Below are 18,002 nucleotides of genomic sequence, written 5' to 3'. Positions count from 1 at the left end.
TGATCCCATGAAACTGATCCCCTCCCTCCGTCTCGCCACCCTGTCGCTCAAGGCCCACAAGCTGCGGAGCGCGCTGACGATGCTCGGCATCATCATCGGCGTGGCGTCGGTCATCACCATGGTCTCCATCGGCCAGGGCGCGCGCGACAAGATCGATGCGGAAATCCGCGCCATGGGCACCAACCTGATGATTATTTTTCCCTCCGGCGGGCGCGGTCCGGTCCGCAGCGAGAGCAGCACCATTCCGATGGTGGAGAAGGATGCCGAGGCCATGAAGCGCCGCATCTCCGGCGTGGTGGCCGCCGCCCCGGTGCGGTTTGGCCAGGGCCAGATCGTCGTGGGCGGCAGCAACTGGGAAGCGACCTTGCTGGGCACCAACAACGATTTTCTCATCGCCCGCAACTGGGCCGTCGCCGAAGGGCGCGATTTCCGCCCGCTCGAAGAGCGCAGCGCCTCCAAGGTGGTGTTGATCGGCGAGTCCGTTCGCAAGGAGCTATTTCCCAAGGGCGGGGCAATCGGGGCCACCATCCGCATCAACCGCGTGCCCATGAAGGTGGTTGGCATTCTCGCGCCCAAGGGCAGCGGCAGCGGCCAGCGCGACGAGGACAACGTCACCATCGTGCCGCTGAAGACCGCCCAGTCCCGCCTGATGGGCAGCGGCGACCGCATCGCCGGCGAAATCCACGCCATCTTCGTCAAGACCTCCAGCCAGGAAATCATGACCCGCGTTCAGGCCGAAATCGAAAGCCTGATGCGCGAACTCAAGCGCACGCCCGCCGGTGCAGATGCGCCCGTGCGCGTGGGCAACCTCACCGAAATGATGGCGCTCCGCACCCAGACCACCCGCACCATGACCGCGCTGCTGGGCGCCATCGCCTCCGTGGCGCTGGTCGTCGGCGGCATCGGCATCATGAATATCATGCTGGTCTCCGTCACCGAGCGCACGCGCGAGATCGGCCTACGCATGGCGGTCGGCGCGCGGCCCGAGGACATCCTCAGCCAGTTCCTCACCGAAAGCGCCCTGCTCTCGCTGGTCGGCGGCCTCATCGGCGTCGCCATCTCGCTCCTGCTGGTGTTCGGCATCAGCATGCTCGGCGCGTTCGATGTGACGCTGAACATGCAGATCGTGCTCGTCAGCCTGTTCTTCGCCGGGCTCGTGGGCATCGTCTTCGGCTACTACCCGGCCCGCAAGGCCTCCCGCCTCAACCCGATCGAAGCCCTGCGGTACGACTGATTTCCGGCTTTTGAGTTTTGTTTTTGCAGAGGGTCTCGGACCCTCTGCACTCCCATTCGTTTTTCGGGCACGCCTGTCATCAAGGTCACGGCCCTGTTCTGATCTGGAATTTCACAGGGCCGCGCCCCTGCCCGCTCGCACGGCGCAAAAACGAATGGGGGTCAGAGGGGACAAGTCCCCCTACATAAAATCCCTTAAACCCTACACCGCACCCGGCACGCTGGCCTGCGCCCATGCCTTGAAGAAGCCCTCGATGGTTTCTCTGGGAATATTGCGGGTGATGAAGACCAGCTTCGTGCGGTGGTCGTCGTCCGGCCAGCGGTCGAGATAGACGGGGTCGTGGAGGATGTGCTGCACGCCGTGGATGGCGACGGGGCGCTCCGGATGCTCCTCCAGCTTCACGATGCCTTTGACGCGCAGCAAATCCGCGCCCTGATTGGCGGTGAGCAGCTGCATGGCCATGGCGAAGGCGAAGCGGCTGATCGGCTGATCAATCACCAGCGAGAAGGAGCGGATATCCTCCGAATGGCGGGTTACGTCATGATGGTGGTCATGATCGTGGTGATGGTGGCCATGATGGTGCCCGTGCCCCGCTTCCACCGCCTCGGCGGCCAGCCAGTCGCGCACATGCTCCGGCTTCATGTCCGGGCGGAAGGTGAGCGTGTCATCGACGATGGAGCGCAGGTCGAAATCGGGCGAGGCCGTGTCGACAATCACCGCGCTCGGGTTCAGCACCCGCAGCCGGTCGAACAGGCCCGCCCCCTCGCCCGGTTTCAGCAGGTCGGTTTTCGTCACCAGCAGCCGGTCGGCGACCGCTGCCTGCTTCATCGCCTCTGGCTGCCTGTCCAGCGTGTCCGGGCCGTTCACCGCGTCGATGACCGTCACCACCTGCGCCAGCCGGTAACGACGCGCAAGACGCGGGTCGACCAGCAGCGTGTGGATGACCGGCGCGGGGTCGGCCAGCCCGGTCGTCTCGATGACAAGGCGGGAGAACAGTGGAATCTCGCCCCGCTCCGAGCGCTCCATCAGCATCAGCAGCGTGCGGCGCACGTCGCCGCGCACCGTGCAGCACAGGCAGCCGGAAGTCATCTCCACCACGGCTTCCGGCGCGGCCTCGACCAGCATGTGGTCAAGCCCCACTTCGCCGAACTCGTTGATGACGACGGCCGTGTCCGAAAAGCGCGGATCGGCCAGCAGGCGCTTCAGCAGCGTGGTTTTGCCGGCGCCGAGAAAGCCGGTGAGAATGGTGACGGGGATCATCATGGTAATGATATAGAATCACATCACCGAAAAGAAAAGTAACTTTATTACTACATCAGCAGTCAGGTCCATGAATCTTCTTGGGAATTTTTTAAATTAAGCCATTAAGCCTATACTCTTATCAGTTACGATTGCGTCATTAACTGAATTTCAAAAACTCCCTGAGCGAGACATGGCGCAGATGGATTAAGTTTATCCATCGTAGGGAGTGGCTAAGGTGTTTATGCTTAAGAGTTTTTTTACGGACCTGCGTATTCGGTCAAAGCTCGGCATCATAGTGGGCGTTCTTGGCATAACTGCCCTGGCCATCGCGCTGATCGGCGCCAACGCCATCAAGGTTTATCGCGAACACGTCGTGGATATCGACCTTGCCGCGCAGCGCGCCATCCAGGGGGAGAAGCTGAACAGCCTGATCCTCTCCATCGTGATGGACTCCCGCGGCGTCTACATGTCCTCCGATCCCCAGAAGCTTGAGAAGTTCGCAGCGGGCATGGACAAGGGCATCGCCCAGTTCAATCAGGTTCTGAACGACTGGAGCAAGCTCATCAGCGATGAGCGCCGGCAGGAATTCGCAGCGCTCGAGCGCGAGGCCAGGACGTTCGCCCGATATCGGACCGACATGGCGCGCGTCGGGCGGGAGCAAGGAAATGAGGCGGCCCGCGTGCTTGGCGACAACGACGCGAACCGCAGCAGCCGGCAGGCGCTGAATACGCGCGTCGAGGCCTTCGCCAAGGTGCAGGCGGCCGATATCGTGCAGACCCGCGCGGAGCTGCAGGCCTTCCATGCCCGCAGCCTGCGTCTCATGCTCACCGTCGCCATCGCTGGCGTTGGCATTGCCGTCCTCGCCTCGCTCGTCCTGGGCCAAAGGCTGATCGGCCGTCCGCTGGTTCAGCTGGCCGAGGCGGTGAAGGGCCTGACCCGTGGCAATCTCAACGTCGTTATCGACGGCAGCGAGCGCCGCGACGAAGTGGGCGACATCGCCCGCGCGCTTGAGGTGTTCCGGGAGCAATCCCAGCGCAATGCCGAGCTTCAGGCCCAGGTGGAGAACGAGCGCCTTGAGGCCCAGAAGCTGATGGAGCAGCGCATCAATGAAGTGAATGCGGAAAACCTGAAGCTGATGGAACAGGCCGAGGCCGAGCGCCGCGCGGCTGGCGAGCGCCAGCGCGCTGCCCTGTTGGACATGGCGGCTGAACTCGAGATGTCGGTTGCCGGCATTGCCGAGCGGCTGACCGAAGCCGCCAGCGGCCTTGAGGACTCAGCCACGCGTATGGCGGAGTCCTCCACCAACTCGCGGGAGCAGGCGCAAACCGCCACCAGCGTCACCGAGAACACGCGCGGCGGCATCAACGCCGTGGCGGCCGCCACGGAGGAGTTGACCAGCTCCATCTCGGAGATCACCCGCCGCATCAGCGAGACCTCGGACATGGCCATCAAGGCCAAAACCCAGGCGGACCGCGCCAACGGGCAGGTTCAGCACCTGGCGGAAGCCAGCCAGCGCATCGGCGAGGTGGTCACCCTCATCAACCAGATCGCCGAGCAGACCAACCTCCTGGCGCTGAACGCCACCATCGAGGCCGCCCGCGCAGGCGATGCCGGCCGCGGCTTCGCGGTCGTGGCAAGCGAGGTGAAGACCCTGGCCAACCAGACGGCCCAGGCCACCGACGAGATCACCACGCAGATCAGCGCCATTCAGGCGGCGACCGACACCACCGTGACGGTCATCAACGACATCGGCACCATCGTGAACACGGTGAGCGAGATGTCGGCGACCGTGGCCTCGGCGGTGGAGCAGCAGAGCGCCGCGACGCAGGAGATCAGCCGCACGGTGCAGGATGTGGCCACCGGCACCGTGCAGGTGGTCAGCAACATCACCTCGGTCGAGAGCGCGGTGGCGGAAAACGCGACCGACGCGCAGCAGATGCTGGAGGCCTCACGCGGCGTCTCGCGCGAGGCCCAGGTGCTGCGCCAGCAAATCCACGAGTTCCTCAGCGCCCTGCGCGCCGCGTAAGCGGACGAGCAACCGCGCGAACGAAAAGGGCTGGATGCGCCTTGCATCCGGCCCTTTGTTTTTGTCGAACCGTCCTCGCCGGATCCCCAGCGCGCGCCACGGCCCATTCAAGCAAAGGAAGGTGCAGGAGAGGCCACGCCTCCCCTGCAAAAGAAAGCAACCCGTCGGATCTTAACCCCGTCGGGTTTTAGCCGTTGACCACCTTCCAGGTGCCATCGGCCTGGCGGCAGGCAGTGCCGTAGGCCTGTTCCTGCTTGCCGCCGATGTTCACCGTATGGGTATATTCGCGGCAGTTCTGGCCGTTGTCGTTCTGGTAGGCCGGCTTGGCTTCAACCCAGCCGCTGTGGCCGCTGTCCGGGTTCTGCCATTCGGTGCGGGTGCCCGAGCGGCCGTATTCCAGCGCTTGATACTGGGCGCGCTCGGCCTCCAGCCGGTCGGCCTTGTCGAGCCCGCGGCCGACCTGATTGCCGAGGAAACCGCCGATCAGCGTGCCGGCCGCAATGGCGATCACGCCGCCCGAACCGTCATTATCGATGGCCGAACCGGCCCAGGCGCCAAGGCCTGCACCCGCCAGCGTGCCGATGCCTTCCTTCGTGCCGTATTCCTCGCATGCCGACAACGGCAGAGCCAAGGCGACCAGCGGCACCAGCGCCCAACGCGAAGACCCCCGAAACTGCATAAAACCGTCTCCATTCAAACGCCAATTTGGTTCACTATCGCCACGATAGGCCCGGCCGACTGAACTGCGGCTGAACATACCAAGGCGCGGATCTCAGGGCGTCAGGCGCTGGCCGCGCGGGGCAGCACCAGCACCACGGCAAGACCGCCCAGGTCTTCGGACTGATCGAGCCAGACCTTGCCGCCCATGATGTCCGCAATGTCCCGCACAATGGCCAGGCCGATGCCGGTGCCCTTGGAGCTCTGGTCGAGCCGCACGCCGCGTTCGAACAGCAGGCTCCACGATTCCACCGGGATGCCGGGGCCATTGTCCTCAATGACAATACGCAGGAAACGCTGCTGTCCTTCGTCCGTATCCGGCTTTACCGTCACCCGGGCGTGGCCCCGGCCATATTTGGCCGCATTGTCGAGGAGATTGCCCAGCATCTCCTCCAAGTCCTGCCGCTCGCCGCGAAATTCCAGCGTGGAATCGCCCTCGATCTCCACCTGGAAATCCTTCTCCACGTAAATCCGCTCCAGCGCCCGCTTGAGGCTGAGGAGCGATGGCCACACGGGCGTGCGGGCGCGAATATCAGCCCGGCGGCCGAGGACGCGCGCGCGCGCCAGGTGGTGATCCACGTGGCGGCGCATCAGGGCCACCTGCGACAGCACCGTCTCGCGCAGGGCCGCGCTGTTGCCGTCCTGCGCCTCGTTCATCAGCACGCTCATGGGCGTCTTCAGCGCATGGGCCAGATTGCCGGCGTGGGTGCGGGCGTGCTCCGCCTGCGCCTCGGTGTGGTCGAGCAGCGCGTTCATCTCCTCCACCAGCGGCAGAATCTCGGGCGGAAACCGGGCCCCGTCGATGCGCGTCGCCGCGCCCGAGCGGATCTGCGCCAGCGCCTTTCGCACCTGCCTGAGCGGGCTGAGGCCATAGGTGGCAAGCAGCGCGCCCATGGTGAGCAAGCCCAGCGCCAGGATGGACAGCGACCAGATGAGCACCCGCCGGTAGGCGGCGATTTGCGCGTGCAGCTCGTTGACCCGGATGGCGACGGCGAAGCGGAACACCGTGTTCGAGCCCGGCAGCACGGCGTCGCGCTCGGCGATCCGCAGCTCCTCCCCACCGAAGACGGTGATGGTGCGGATCGTTCCATCCTTGGCGGGCACGTTCGGGTTGTAGGGCAAGGCCCGGTCCCACAGCGAGCGGGAGCGGAACGGCGTTTTCCCCGGCGCGGAGACCTGCCAGTAGAGGCCCGAATAGGGTTCGAAGAAGCGCTGGTCCCCCAGCGGGCGCGTACTGCGAACCTCGCCGGTGGGATCGATCTCCGCCGCCGCGATGGACGAGCGCAGGAACTGGCGCAGCTGGGTATCGAAGCCTTGGGTGAGGTTGTCCGCCAGCACCCGGTCAAGCGCGAAGCCGCCCGCCATCAGCATGGGGATGATCCACGCCGCCGCCATGAGAACCAGTCGCCGCGACAGCGACCCAGGCTGAAACAGCAGAAAATGGAGCTGGTGCTTCTGGCCGATCACACGAGACGCCTGCTCAGGCCGAGCCGGGGTCTTCAAGGCAATAGCCCAGCCCCCGGACGGTCCGGATCAGATCAACGCCCAGCTTCTTGCGGATGCGGGTGACGAACACCTCGATGGTGTTCGAATCCCGGTCGAAATCCTGGTCGTAGATGTGCTCGGTCAGCTCGGTGCGGGAGACCACCTTGCCCTTGTGGTGCACCAGATAGGCCAGCAGCTTGTATTCCTGCGCCGTCAGCCGCACCGGCTCGCCGTTCACCGTCACGCGGCTGGAACGAGTGTCCAGCAGCATGGGCCCCACCTCGATCTCCGAGGTGGCATGGCCGCTGGTACGACGGATCAGCGCGCGCAGGCGGGCCAGCAGCTCCTCGATCTGGAATGGCTTGGCCAGGTAGTCGTCCGCCCCCGCATCCAATCCTGCCACCTTGTCGGACCAGCTGTCGCGGGCGGTCAGCACCAGAACCGGCATGGCAAGGCCTTCCCGCCGCCAGGAGTCCAGCACGGCAAGCCCGTCCATCTTGGGCAGGCCGAGGTCGAGCACGATGGCGTCGTAGGATTCGGTGGAGCCGAGGAAGTGCCCGTCCTCGCCGTCGCTGGCGGCATCGACAGCATAGCCTGCCGTCTCAAGCGCGCCCTTCAGCTGGCGCTGCAGCGTCGGCTCGTCTTCCACCACCAGAATACGCATGAAACCCCCTGCTCTTGTCTTGCAGAACGCTTAGCGGCCGTGAATGCCGAGGATGCGCCCGTTCTGGGCATCCACGTCCACCCGGACAATCGCTCCGTTCGGCCGGCGATAGGTCAGACGATAGACATAGGCGCCTTCTTGCAAAGCGCCATCGTCAATCTCCACGCCCATGTACTCGCCCTTGATCTTGCGCGCGACGATCGCACGCACCTGGTCGAGCGAGAGCATCTGACCTGAGCTGACCCCCCGATAGGCGGCATCCTGCTCCGCCGTGCGAACCATGACCCGGCTATAGGTGCCGGGCAGAGGCGTGAACGCCGCCAGGCACATGGCCGGAGCAATCATGCAGAAGGGAAGAAGTCGGCGGTTTTTCATGTTCCTTGAAAACTACCCTTGCGCCAGTGAACCGCCCATGAACATATCCAGCCCCATCGGTCAATTGCTTCTTAGCCTTGCCTACGACAGGTTCGCAACATGTCTGCCCCTATTCTTTCTCTTGAGTCCATCGGTGTACAGCGCGGCGAAGGGTGGCTTTTCCGTTCGCTGGATCTGTTCATCGGAGAAAGGGACCGTCTCGCCCTCGTGGGTCGCAACGGCGCGGGCAAGTCGACCCTGCTCAGCGTGATCGCCGGCCAACTGGAGCTGGATGAAGGCCGCCGCGTGGTGCGTCCGCGCGCCCGCGTCGTGCTGCTGGAGCAGGATCCGCCGGTGGAGCGATTCCCCACCCTGCGGGACTTCGCGCTGAGCCAGGGCGACCAGCCCCAGCCGCCGGAGCCGCACGAGGTGGCGAAAGTCGCCGAGGAACTGGGCGTTGATCTCGACCGGCCCGCCGCAACCGCGTCCGGCGGCGAGAAGCGCCGCGCCGCCATCGCCCGCGCGCTCGCGCTCGACCCCGACATCCTGCTGCTGGACGAGCCCACCAACCATCTCGACCTTGCCGCCATCGCCTGGCTGGAAGGGCGGCTGCGCCAGTTCTCCGGCGCCTTCGTCGTCATCAGCCACGACCGCATGTTCCTCTCCCGCCTCACCCGTTCCACCCTGTGGCTCGACCGGGGCATGGTGCGCCGGGCGGACGTGGGCTTCGGCGGCTTCGAGGCCTGGCAGGAAAAGGCGGAGGAAGAGGAAGCCAAGGCTGCCGAGCGGCTGGACGCGAAACTCAAGCTGGAGTTGCACTGGCTCCAGCGTGGCGTCACCGCCCGGCGCCGCCGCAACCAGGGCCGCCTCCGCAAGCTTCAGGAAATGCGCGCGCAACGCCGCGCCATGACCGGGCCGCAGGGCGTCGCCAACCTGTCGCTGAATGAATCCGAGCAGAAGTCCAAAACCGTCATCGACGCGCAGAACGTCACCATCGCCTTCGGCGAGCGGACGATCCTGAAAAACCTCAACCTCAAGATCCAGAAGGGCGACCGCATCGGCATCGTCGGCCCCAATGGCGTTGGCAAGACGACGCTGCTCAAGCTCCTCACCGGCGAGCTGGAGCCGACCGAAGGCGAAATCCGCATCGCCAAGACGCTCGACCGGGTTGTGGTCGACCAAGCGCGCCGCCTGCTCGAGCCCGGCAAGTCCGTGCGCGACATTCTGGCCGACGGCGGCGACTGGATCGAAGTGAACGGCAGCAAAAAACACGTGGCCGGGTATCTGAAGGAGTTCCTGTTCGACCCCGGCCTCGTGGATGCGAAAATCGAAACCCTCTCGGGCGGCGAGCAATCCCGCATTCTCCTCGCGCGCGAATTTGCCCGCCCCTCCAACCTGCTGGTGCTCGACGAGCCGACCAACGATCTTGACCTCGAGACGCTGGATCTCCTGCAGGAAATCATTTCGGAATATCAGGGCACGGTGCTGCTGGTCAGCCACGATCGCGACTTCCTTGACCGCACCGTCACCATGGTCATCGGCCTCGATGGCTCGGGCAAGGCGGACATCGTGGTCGGCGGCTATTCGGACTGGGAAGCCAAGCGCCAGCCGGAGGCCTCCAACGTCCGCTCCATCAGCGACGCGAAGAAGTCCGCCGCCCCTGCCCCGGCCGCGCCCAAGAAGCAGACCAAGCTTTCCTACAAGGACCAGCGCGAGCTGGACAACCTGCCCGCTGAAATCGAGCAGCTGGGCACGAAGATTCAGGAGCTGGAAGCCACGCTCGCCGACCCCGAGCTTTACACCAAGAACCCCGACAAGTTCGCCAAGTTCTCGGCCGATCTGGAAGCCACGCGCAACAAGCTGGCCGAGCGGGAGGAACGCTGGCTGGAGCTGGAAGAACTGGCCGAAAGCCTCTCTAGCTGATTTTTACCCGGATATAATTGACGGGCGTATTATATCCGGGTAAAACCCCTTTGCACACCACAAAGGGATACCGCCATGATTGATGCGCTCGCCGCCAGCTACACCGCCTTCGAGGGCCACCGCCGCCTTGCCACCGGCTCGCTGTTTGAGGCCGCCCGCGCCGCCAAACAGGCGCTGGCACGGGATGAGCACGCGCCCATCCTCATCTTCCACAACGCCACCAGCCGGCAGGCCGAGGTGGATTTTCGCGGCACTGAAGAAGACGTGCTCGCCCGCCTCCCCGCCGAGGAACCCGTCCCAGCCCGTGATACCGCCGCTCCCGCACCTGATGCGCCGCGCGGCCCCGGCCGCCCCAAACTCGGCGTCGTCGCGCGGGAAGTCACCCTCCTGCCCCGCCAGTGGGAGTGGCTGAACAGCCAGCCCGGCGGCGCATCGGTTGCCCTCCGCAAGCTGGTGGACGAAGCCCGCCGCCGCCACGAAGCCACCGACCGCCGCCGCGCGCTTCAGGAAGCGGTGGACCGCTTCCTCCTCGCCATGGCGGGCAACCTGCCGCACTACGAAGAGGCAACGCGCGCCTTCTACGCCAAGGACCAGCTGCGCTTCGAGGCCGCCACCGCCGACTGGCCCGCCGACATCCGCGCGCACGTGCTCTGGCTCATCGAGGCTTCCGAGGCGGATTACTGGGTGCAGTGATTGGTTCTTTGAAAGTGTATTTATTGCAGAGGGTCTTGGACCCTCTGCACTCCCTTTCGTTTGAAAGGGCCGCGTTTCCCGCGTTTACTGGATGAGGTTCTACAGGGCCGTGGTTCCGGCGCGAAAGCTCGGCAGGATTGGCGCGGCCCAATCTCTCACAATCCAGAGTGCACGGCGCTGGATGATCGCGCGTCCCGAAAATGAATGGGAGGTGCAGGAGGGCAAGCCCCTCCTGCAAAAACAAACTTCCTGAAACCAGAAACCCTACCGCACGAACAGCCAGGTGCTTTCATCCGACAGGTGCGGATCGAACCGGTAATTGTCCTCGGCGAAGTCTTTGAGCGCTTCGGGGCGGTCGATGCGGTTCGCGCAAATGTAGCGGGCCATCTGGCCGCGCGCCTTCTTGGCGGAGAAGGAAATCACTTTCAGCTGATTGCCTCGCCGCTCCTTGAACAGCGGAGTGATGACCGGGGCCGCCAGCTTTTTTGGCTGCACCGCGCCGAAGTATTCCTGACTGGCGAGGTTGACGACAGCCCTGTTGTCGTGCCCCGACAGATGGTCATTCAGCAGCTGCGTGATGGTCTCGCCCCAGTAGCCGTAGAGCGTCTTGGCCTGCGGCGTGCGGAAGGCAATGCCCATTTCAAGGCGATAAGCCTGCATCAGGTCGAGCGGGCGCAGCACGCCATAAAGGCCGGAGAGAATCCGCACATGGCCTTGTGTGAAATCGACCGTCTCCGCATCCAGCGTCTTCACGTCAAAGCCGGTGTAGACATCGCCGTTGAACGCATAAATCGCAGGCCGGGCATTTTCCGGCGTAAATGGCGTCGTGAAATTCGCAAATCGCGCCACGTTCAGCTCGGCCAGCGCATCCGAAATGCCCATCAAGGCTTTCAGATCCTCCGCCGACAGCTTGCGCGCATGGCCCACCAGCTCAGTCGCCCGCGCCAGCAACTGCGGCTGCGTCGGCTCCACCAAGGGCAGCGGCGTCTCGAAATCGAGGGACTTGGCGGGAGAAAGCAGCGTCAGCATCTGGCAGGGTCCACCGGGAACAAAAACTCCCCCGGCTTGTAAAGCGCGCCCGTGCGGACCGCAACCGGTGGCCTTCCATCAGGGAGGCAAGATTTTTTGCAGAGGGGCTTGCCCCTCTGCACTCCCATTCATTTAGGGCCGCGCCCTTAATACCGCGCTCGGCCCATTAAAATTCCATGCAGAATACGGCCACGCCCCTTCCCACCGGCACAGCCTGAAAACGAACGGGGCGCAGGGGACCGAGACCCCTGCAAAAAACCAAACCTCAGCCGTTGTGCCTGGCGATCCAGTCCTTCACCACCGGGGCGATGCGGTCGCGCCAGGTGCGGCCGTTGAAGATACCGTAGTGGCCAACGCCTTCGGCCATGAAGTATTTCTTGCGGGCCTTGGCGAGGCCGGTGGCGAGCGTCAGCGCGGCCTTGGTCTGGCCGAGGCCGGAGATATCGTCCCGCTCGCCTTCCACCGCGAGAAGCGCGGTTTTCTTGATTTTGGCGGGGTCGACCAGCCGCTCGCCACGATAGTGGAGTTCGCCCTTAGGCAGCAGGTGGTCCTGGAACACGGCCTCCACCGTTTGGAGGTAGAACTCCGCCGTCATGTCGGCAACGGCGCGGTATTCCTCGTAAAACTTCTTTTTCGCCTCGGCGCTTTCGCCGTCCCCGTCCACCAGGTGATTGAACATCTCCCAGTGGCTCATCAGGTGATCGCCGAGGTTCATCGACATGAACCCGGCCAGTTGCAGGAAACCGGGGTAGACCCGCCGCCCCGCGCCCGGATGGTGGGCGGGCACGGTGGCGATGACGTTCTGCTCGAACCAGGCGAGCGGGCGATTGACGGCGAGGTCGTTGACGGCGGTCGGGTTCTGGCGGGTATCGATCGGCCCGCCCATCATGGTGAGGCTGCGGGGCGTCGCCGGGTGGCCGCCTTCAGACATCAGCGCCACGGCGGCGAACACCGGCACCGAAGGCTGGCACACGGCGATCACATGCGCGCCCTCCCCGATCTCTTCGAGGAAGCGGATTACATAGTCGATGTAATCATCCAGATCGAACCGGCCGTCGGAGAGCGGCACGCATTTGGCGTCCCGCCAGTCGGTGATGGTGACATCGTGGTCCGGCAGCATCTCGGCGACCGTGCCGCGCAGGAGCGTGGCGAAGTGGCCGGACATGGGCGCGACCACCAATACCTTGGGATCCTGTCGGTCAGTGTCGCGGCGAAAACGCTTCAGCTGGCCGAACGGCAGGCGCAGCACGATTTCCTCATGCACCATGACCGGCCGGCCATCGATAACGGTCTCATGAAGCCCGAACTTCGGCTTGCCGTAAGGCTGGGTGGAGTGGGCGAACACGTCGAGCGCGGCGGCAACCATGTTGCCCGCGTTGGTGTAGGCCATGGGGTTGAGCGGGTTCTGCCACAGGCTTGAGCCCACCTTGGCCAGGGCGCTCGCCTGGGCCAGCGCCTGTTTCTGGAACTCATACCACTCGTACAGCATCGGCCAACCGTCCCGCTCCATCCCAAACTCTTATGGCCCATTCTTTTCGCACTTGCAGCATAAATTGTGCAAATGCTCACAAGCTCCAAACATGAATAATGATTCAACTTGCAATTCCAGCCCGGAAGCCGCCAAGAATAGGGGCAGCTTTCGTGCAAGACAGGAAAGAGGACCCCGCCATGGCCAATGCCGCGAACCTGATATCCCTCGACTCGCTGAAGGGAAAAACCGCCGCCGTCACCGGCAGCACCAGCGGCATCGGGCTGGCGGTGGCCGAGGCATTCGCCGGGGCCGGCTGCAACGTGGCGCTGAGCGGCCTTGGCGATGCCGCGGCCAACGAGGCCCTGCGCGCCCGGCTGGAGCAGCAGTATGGCGTGCGCGTCACCCTCAACAGCGGCGATCTCTCCAAGCCCGCCGAGGTGAAGGCCTACATCGAGGATGCCATCGCCGCCTTCGGCAGCATTGATATTCTGGTGAACAACGCGGGCGTCCAGTTCGTCTCTGCGGTGGAGGAGTTCCCCGACGACAAGTGGGAGCTGATCCTCGCCCTCAACCTCTCCTCCGCCTTCTATGCCACCAAGGCAGCGCTGCCGGGCATGAAGGCGCGCGGCTGGGGCCGCATCATCAACATCGCCTCGGCCCACGGGCTGGTCGCCTCCCCCTTCAAGTCGGCCTACGTGGCGGCCAAGCACGGCATCATGGGTCTCACCAAGACCGTGGCGCTGGAATGCGCCGAGACCGGCATCACCTGCACCGCCATTTGCCCCGGCTTCGTCAACACGCCGCTGGTCCAAGGCCAGATTCGCGATCAGGCCAAGGTCCACGGCATGCCGGAGGAGAAGGTGGTGCGGGAGGTGATTCTCGCCTCCCAGCCCTCCAAGCGGTTCGTCGAGCCGGAGGAGATCGCCGCCATGGCCCTGTTCCTGTGCTCGCCCGCGGGCGCATCCATCACCGGCGTTCCGGTGTCGGTCGACGGCGGCTGGACCGCCCGTTAAACGATCCAAGGAAACCCGCAGGCCGGGCCACGCGTTCGACTGTCACAACAGCAGTTTGGGACACGTCGTGCAAAGCCCAAGGTCCGGAATGCGAAAGCCTTTCTCCTCCCGCGCCGCCATGGCGCGCAGCCGGGCCGGCCTTGGCGGCGGCGCGGTTTGCCGTGGCGCTCGCCCCCTTGCTGCTGGCTGTGGCTGTCCTGTCCGCCTGCCGGCAGGACCCCACGCCCCAGCCCCTGCCCGACCCCATCACCGACAAGCCCAACCAATCCGTTGCTGCCAGCGCCTTTTGAGCGATCAGCGTTGCGTTCCTGACACCCTTGGCTGCTGACTTCATCCCCTCTTGTTACGCGGCTTGACCCGGTGCCCGTCATCGGCGAAGGGTGGGCGGAAATTCGCGCAGCGCAACCCGAAGTTCACGCAGGGAATTATGGCCGAACGGTTCTTTTTTGCGGCCCACTATCTGACGCGTATGCCCGCCACGGCCGAGGAGTCCCGCCCCCTGCCGGACGGCACCTCCGTCTGGTTTCCGGCCGTAGGGCTCGCCCTTGGAGCAGGCGTTGGGTCGTGCTTCGCATCGCCTCCGTTGTCGACATCTGGTTCGCGGCGCTGGCTGGCGTCGTCGTCTGGACGCTGATTACCCGCGCCCGTCCGCTCGCCGGGCTGGCCGCCTATGCCAGCGCCCCCGACGAGGACGACCGGACCGAGGTCAGCCAGTATGCCCGCCCGTCCCCCATCGGGATGCCGATGGCGACCATCGCCGTTGCGCTGCTGCTCCTCACCCAGCTCGTCCTGCTCATGCTGCTGACCGTGCGGATGGATTATGCCGAGTGGGCCACCCTGGCGTTGGCGCTGGGCTGGGCGCGCTTTGCGCCGCTGGTGTGGGTGAACACCGCCACCCGGCTGCGCGCGGGCGATGCCGCCCGCCTGTGGCCCGCCGACCGCGCCATGACCGCCCGCTGGGCCGTCGTACTGTTTGCCGCCAGCTTGGCCGTAGATTGGTCCCTGCTGGCCGCGCCCATCACCGTCATGGGATGGCAGGCCTGGCTGCGCCGCAGCCGCACCGGCATCTCCGTCACCGGCGTGCTGGCCGGCATCGCCGTGGTGGAAGGCGTGGCGCTCGCCGCCGTCATCATGCGCGGCATGCTCTCGCCGTTGGGCATGGAATAGCGCCGCGCCGCCAAACGGGGCGAGACATCACCCCGGAATACCCCGTAAACGCCCACAGAGGCCCCTTACAGCGCCAAAACCAACCCGCCCGCTACCACCCTAGCCGGAATAGGCAAAAACCTCTGTACGGGCGTTTAAACCCCATTATCGGCGATTTGCCTGTTTGGTTATTTTTGTTTCGGAGATTCTCCAAATAACCGCGAGGGTCCGAGACCTCCCTGCAGACAAATTACCTGACAGCCTGCCCAAACACTGCGGAGACCGCCTCCACCAGCGGGCGGACGTGATCTTCGGCAGACAGTCCGGCCGTGGCGGGGGAGCGCAGCAGCACGAGGCGGCGGCGCTGGTTGAAGCCCGCGAGCGGTATGCGGACGACCTCCGGGTGGGCATAGCTTTCGGGCATCACGGTGATGCCCAGCCCCGCCCCCCACCAGCGCCAGCACCCGCTCGTCGCTGACGGAGCGGAAGGTGAAACGCGGGCGCACGTTGCGATCGGTGAAATGGCGGCTGGTTTCGGAGAGCACTTCGCAGCGCTGGCGCACAATCATGGGTTCGTGCATCACGTCTTCGGCGCTGAGCACCGGCCGATCCGCCAGCGGGTGGGATGCGGACAGCGCCAGGGCATAGCCCTCCTCGAACACCGGGCTTACGGCCACGCCGGGGTTCTCGCCCCGATCCAGCGTCAGGGCGAAGTCCAGGCTGCCGTCCTTGAGGCGGTTGGCCAGCTCATGCTCGGTGCCCTCCACCAGATCGAGCGGCAGGGCTGTGGGGGAGCGACGGCACTCCGCCACCAGCGCCGCCATCAGGCTCGCGGGGATGGTCACCAGCACGCCGAGCCGGGCAACGGTCGCCTGTTCGGTCTCAGCCACCTCCCGCGCCGCCACGTTGCACAGCTGCATGATCTCGCGCGCCCTGACCAGAAACCGGGTGCCTGCGGGGGTGAGGAACACGCGGCGGCCGGAGCGCTCAAACAGGGTGACGCCCAGCCCCTCCTCCAGCTTGCGGATGCCCGCTGACAGGGTGGGCTGGGTGATGTTGAGGCTGGCGGCGGCCTTGGTGAAGCCGCCCGCCTCGATCACTGCGATGAAGTACCGAATCAGGTAGATTTCAACCATAGATGACATCTATGGCAGAACGCTAAGAATATCAATTTTACCTATGAAAGCGCCGCCCCTAAACCTTGGAAGCCGATCATTCCGCAACGGATCGACGCTCGGGAGGCTGTTCCTGCCGCTTTTGGCGCGCCGCGACCTATATCGGGGCTGCAAGGAAGTGGCTCCGGACTATCTGGGCGAGCAAGCAAGGCCGGGGAAACTGAGGCCGGGGAACTGAGGCCAGGGAACTGAGGCCAGGGAACTGAGGAACGAGGTGCATGGCAAAGAGTAAGCGGGCGTTATCCCCTGTTTCCGAAGCGCGCAGCAACAGCGACGTGATGCGCGAACTGGTGGCCGACCTGAAGGAAAAGATTGCGGCCATCGCCGAGGGCGGCTCGCCGGAAGCGCGGGAGAAACACATCAAGCGCGGCAAGCTGCTGCCCAGGGAACGGGTGGAGCGGCTGCTGGACCCCGGCACGCCGTTCCTCGAGTTCTCCCAGCTTGCGGCCTATGAGGTCTACGACGACGTGATCCCGGCGGCCGGCATCATCACCGGCATCGGGCAGATCGCGGGCCGCCTGTGCGTGATCGTGTGCAACGACGCGACCGTGAAGGGCGGCACCTACTACCCGCTCACGGTCAAGAAGCACCTGCGGGCGCAGGAGATCGCACGGGAGAACCACCTCCCCTGCATCTACCTTGTCGACTCCGGCGGGGCGAACCTGCCCAACCAGGACGAGGTCTTCCCCGACCGGGACCACTTCGGCCGCATCTTCTACAACCAGGCGAACATGTCCGCCGCGGGCATTCCGCAGATCGCGGTGGTGATGGGCTCCTGCACGGCGGGCGGGGCCTATGTGCCCGCCATGTCGGACGAAGCCGTGATCGTGCAGAACCAGGGCACCATCTTTCTTGGCGGCCCGCCGCTGGTGAAGGCGGCGACCGGCGAGGTGGTGAGCGCGGAAGACCTTGGCGGCGGCGACGTGCATGCCCGCCAGTCGGGCGTGGCCGATCATTTGGCCCGCAACGACGCCCACGCGCTCGATATCGCCCGCAAGATCGTGAACACCCTGCCCGCCCCGCGCGTGCCGGACGTGGCGGTGCGCCAGCCCGTCGAGCCCAAGTTCAGCCCGGAGAGCCTCTACGACATCATCCCCGCCGACAGCCGCACGCCCTATGATGTGCGGGACGTGATCGCGAGGGTTACGGACGGCTCGGTACTGGACGAGTTCAAGCCGCTCTACGGTACCACGCTGGTGACGGGCTTTGCCCACATCTGGGGCATGCCGGTCGGCATCATCGCCAACAACGGCATCCTGTTCTCGGAGAGCGCGCTGAAAGGCGCGCACTTCGTCGAGCTGTGCTGCCAGCGGAAAATTCCGCTGCTGTTCCTCCAGAACATCACCGGCTTCATGGTGGGGCAACGTTACGAGAACGCCGGCATCGCCAAGGATGGGGCCAAGCTGGTCACGGCCGTCGCCTGCACGCAGGTGCCCAAGATCACCGTCATCATCGGCGGCTCGTTCGGCGCGGGCAATTACGGCATGTGCGGCCGGGCCTACAGCCCCCGCTTCCTCTACATGTGGCCCAACGCTCGCATCTCGGTGATGGGCGGCGAGCAGGCGGCCAACGTGCTCGCCACCGTCCGCCGCGACAACCTGGAAGCCAAGGGCAAGCGCTGGCCGCAAAGCGAGGAGGAAGCCTTCAAGGCGCCCATCCGTGAGCAATATGAACGGCAGGGTCATCCCTATTACGCCAGCGCGCGTTTGTGGGATGACGGCGTGATCGATCCCGCCGAGACCCGCAACGTCGTCGGCCTGTCGCTCTCCGCCGCGCTGAACGCGCCGGTTCCGGCGACACGGTTCGGTGTGTTCCGTATGTAACGGCGTT

16 protein-coding genes are annotated in these 18,002 nt (G+C 65.0%); 8 read left to right on the top strand and 8 right to left on the bottom strand.

The features are described from left to right. Nucleotides 1–7: 7 nt before the first annotated feature. Nucleotides 8–1,234, top strand: a complete 1,227-nt coding sequence (locus L0C21_RS07165; protein WP_259277707.1) for an ABC transporter permease — start codon at nt 8–10, stop codon at nt 1,232–1,234. A 201-nt stretch (nt 1,235–1,435) separates the two neighbouring features. Here L0C21_RS07165 and L0C21_RS07160 read toward each other — a convergent pair whose 3' ends face one another. Further along, complete coding sequence (locus L0C21_RS07160) at nt 1,436–2,497, bottom strand: CobW family GTP-binding protein (RefSeq protein WP_259277706.1); 1,062 nt, start codon at nt 2,495–2,497, stop codon at nt 1,436–1,438. 220 nt (nt 2,498–2,717) lie between these two features. On the opposite strand from L0C21_RS07160, the gene L0C21_RS07155 reads away from it, so the two are divergent. Then, nucleotides 2,718–4,502 carry a methyl-accepting chemotaxis protein gene (locus L0C21_RS07155; protein ID WP_259277705.1) on the top strand — a complete coding sequence of 595 codons (1,785 nt, stop codon included), beginning with the start codon at nt 2,718–2,720 and terminating at the stop codon, nt 4,500–4,502. Between the two features lie 187 nt (nt 4,503–4,689). Here L0C21_RS07155 and L0C21_RS07150 read toward each other — a convergent pair whose 3' ends face one another. The 4 genes from L0C21_RS07150 to L0C21_RS07135 all read right to left on the bottom strand — a co-directional run bounded on the left by L0C21_RS07150 (nt 4,690) and on the right by L0C21_RS07135 (nt 7,743). Next, nucleotides 4,690–5,181, bottom strand: coding sequence for an RT0821/Lpp0805 family surface protein (locus L0C21_RS07150; RefSeq protein ID WP_259277704.1), 492 nt, complete (start codon nt 5,179–5,181; stop codon nt 4,690–4,692). Between the two features lie 101 nt (nt 5,182–5,282). Continuing rightward, nucleotides 5,283–6,686 carry a sensor histidine kinase gene (locus tag L0C21_RS07145; protein ID WP_259277703.1) on the bottom strand — a complete coding sequence of 468 codons (1,404 nt, stop codon included), beginning with the start codon at nt 6,684–6,686 and terminating at the stop codon, nt 5,283–5,285. Between the two features lie 13 nt (nt 6,687–6,699). Next, complete coding sequence (locus L0C21_RS07140; protein WP_259277702.1) at nt 6,700–7,368, bottom strand: response regulator; 669 nt, start codon at nt 7,366–7,368, stop codon at nt 6,700–6,702. Nucleotides 7,369–7,398: 30 nt separating this feature from the next. Beyond that, nucleotides 7,399–7,743: a PepSY domain-containing protein gene (locus L0C21_RS07135; RefSeq protein ID WP_259277701.1), complete on the bottom strand. Its 345-nt coding sequence runs from the start codon at nt 7,741–7,743 to the stop codon at nt 7,399–7,401. A gap of 99 nt (nt 7,744–7,842) precedes the next feature. On the opposite strand from L0C21_RS07135, the gene L0C21_RS07130 reads away from it, so the two are divergent. Together L0C21_RS07130 and L0C21_RS07125 are read left to right on the top strand one after the other, a co-directional pair. Then, on the top strand, nt 7,843–9,645 hold the full coding sequence (locus tag L0C21_RS07130; RefSeq protein WP_259277700.1) for an ABC-F family ATP-binding cassette domain-containing protein: 1,803 nt from the start codon (nt 7,843–7,845) through the stop codon (nt 9,643–9,645). Nucleotides 9,646–9,720: 75 nt separating this feature from the next. Beyond that, nucleotides 9,721–10,338, top strand: a complete 618-nt coding sequence (locus tag L0C21_RS07125; RefSeq protein WP_259277699.1) for a DUF2239 family protein — start codon at nt 9,721–9,723, stop codon at nt 10,336–10,338. A 264-nt stretch (nt 10,339–10,602) separates the two neighbouring features. On the opposite strand, the gene yaaA is transcribed toward L0C21_RS07125, so the two are convergent. Together yaaA and L0C21_RS07115 are read right to left on the bottom strand one after the other, a co-directional pair. After that, the gene (gene yaaA / locus L0C21_RS07120) at nt 10,603–11,367 is read right to left on the bottom strand and encodes a peroxide stress protein YaaA (RefSeq protein ID WP_259277698.1); all 765 of its coding nucleotides are present in this window, start codon (nt 11,365–11,367) and stop codon (nt 10,603–10,605) included. Between the two features lie 265 nt (nt 11,368–11,632). Beyond that, on the bottom strand, nt 11,633–12,856 hold the full coding sequence (locus tag L0C21_RS07115) for a polyhydroxyalkanoate depolymerase (RefSeq protein ID WP_259278837.1): 1,224 nt from the start codon (nt 12,854–12,856) through the stop codon (nt 11,633–11,635). Nucleotides 12,857–13,035: 179 nt separating this feature from the next. Here L0C21_RS07115 and L0C21_RS07110 point away from each other — a divergent pair, with 179 nt between their 5' ends. The 3 genes from L0C21_RS07110 (at nt 13,036) to L0C21_RS07100 (ending at nt 15,018) form a co-directional block, all read left to right on the top strand. Then, nucleotides 13,036–13,851 (top strand): 3-hydroxybutyrate dehydrogenase, encoded by an 816-nt coding sequence (locus L0C21_RS07110; RefSeq protein ID WP_259277697.1) that lies wholly within the window; start codon nt 13,036–13,038, stop codon nt 13,849–13,851. 140 nt (nt 13,852–13,991) lie between these two features. Continuing rightward, a complete protein-coding gene (locus L0C21_RS07105) occupies nt 13,992–14,141 on the top strand; it encodes a hypothetical protein (RefSeq protein WP_259277696.1) in 150 nt (49 codons plus the stop codon). Between the two features lie 274 nt (nt 14,142–14,415). Further along, nucleotides 14,416–15,018, top strand: coding sequence for a hypothetical protein (locus tag L0C21_RS07100; RefSeq protein WP_259277695.1), 603 nt, complete (start codon nt 14,416–14,418; stop codon nt 15,016–15,018). Between the two features lie 167 nt (nt 15,019–15,185). On the opposite strand, the gene L0C21_RS07095 is transcribed toward L0C21_RS07100, so the two are convergent. After that, nucleotides 15,186–16,133 carry a LysR family transcriptional regulator gene (locus L0C21_RS07095; protein WP_259277694.1) on the bottom strand — a complete coding sequence of 316 codons (948 nt, stop codon included), beginning with the start codon at nt 16,131–16,133 and terminating at the stop codon, nt 15,186–15,188. A gap of 257 nt (nt 16,134–16,390) precedes the next feature. Here L0C21_RS07095 and L0C21_RS07090 point away from each other — a divergent pair, with 257 nt between their 5' ends. Continuing rightward, nucleotides 16,391–17,995: a carboxyl transferase domain-containing protein gene (locus L0C21_RS07090; protein WP_259277693.1), complete on the top strand. Its 1,605-nt coding sequence runs from the start codon at nt 16,391–16,393 to the stop codon at nt 17,993–17,995. Nucleotides 17,996–18,002: the final 7 nt, after the last annotated feature.

This window comes from Pedomonas mirosovicensis (assembly GCF_022569295.1).
GTDB lineage: Bacteria > Pseudomonadota > Alphaproteobacteria > Sphingomonadales > Sphingomonadaceae > Pedomonas > Pedomonas mirosovicensis.
Note: the sequence above shows the minus strand (reverse complement) of the source record. Positions and strands in the feature narration are given on the sequence as shown.

Excerpts from the sequence above, each read along its gene's own strand:
- L0C21_RS07125 (WP_259277699.1), top strand. The coding sequence starts at position 9,721 with ATGATTGATGCGCTCGCCGCCAGCTACACCGCCTTCGAGGGCCACCGC.
- L0C21_RS07140 (WP_259277702.1), bottom strand. The coding sequence starts at position 7,368 with ATGCGTATTCTGGTGGTGGAAGACGAGCCGACGCTGCAGCGCCAGCTG.
- L0C21_RS07150 (WP_259277704.1), bottom strand. The coding sequence starts at position 5,181 with ATGCAGTTTCGGGGGTCTTCGCGTTGGGCGCTGGTGCCGCTGGTCGCC.
- L0C21_RS07155 (WP_259277705.1), top strand. The coding sequence starts at position 2,718 with ATGCTTAAGAGTTTTTTTACGGACCTGCGTATTCGGTCAAAGCTCGGC.
- L0C21_RS07165 (WP_259277707.1), top strand. The coding sequence starts at position 8 with ATGAAACTGATCCCCTCCCTCCGTCTCGCCACCCTGTCGCTCAAGGCC.
- L0C21_RS07095 (WP_259277694.1), bottom strand. The coding sequence starts at position 16,133 with ATGGTTGAAATCTACCTGATTCGGTACTTCATCGCAGTGATCGAGGCG.
- L0C21_RS07115 (WP_259278837.1), bottom strand. The coding sequence starts at position 12,856 with ATGCTGTACGAGTGGTATGAGTTCCAGAAACAGGCGCTGGCCCAGGCG.
- L0C21_RS07160 (WP_259277706.1), bottom strand. The coding sequence starts at position 2,497 with ATGATGATCCCCGTCACCATTCTCACCGGCTTTCTCGGCGCCGGCAAA.
- L0C21_RS07130 (WP_259277700.1), top strand. The coding sequence starts at position 7,843 with ATGTCTGCCCCTATTCTTTCTCTTGAGTCCATCGGTGTACAGCGCGGC.
- L0C21_RS07110 (WP_259277697.1), top strand. The coding sequence starts at position 13,036 with ATGGCCAATGCCGCGAACCTGATATCCCTCGACTCGCTGAAGGGAAAA.
- yaaA (WP_259277698.1), bottom strand. The coding sequence starts at position 11,367 with ATGCTGACGCTGCTTTCTCCCGCCAAGTCCCTCGATTTCGAGACGCCG.
- L0C21_RS07090 (WP_259277693.1), top strand. The coding sequence starts at position 16,391 with ATGGCAAAGAGTAAGCGGGCGTTATCCCCTGTTTCCGAAGCGCGCAGC.
- L0C21_RS07135 (WP_259277701.1), bottom strand. The coding sequence starts at position 7,743 with ATGAAAAACCGCCGACTTCTTCCCTTCTGCATGATTGCTCCGGCCATG.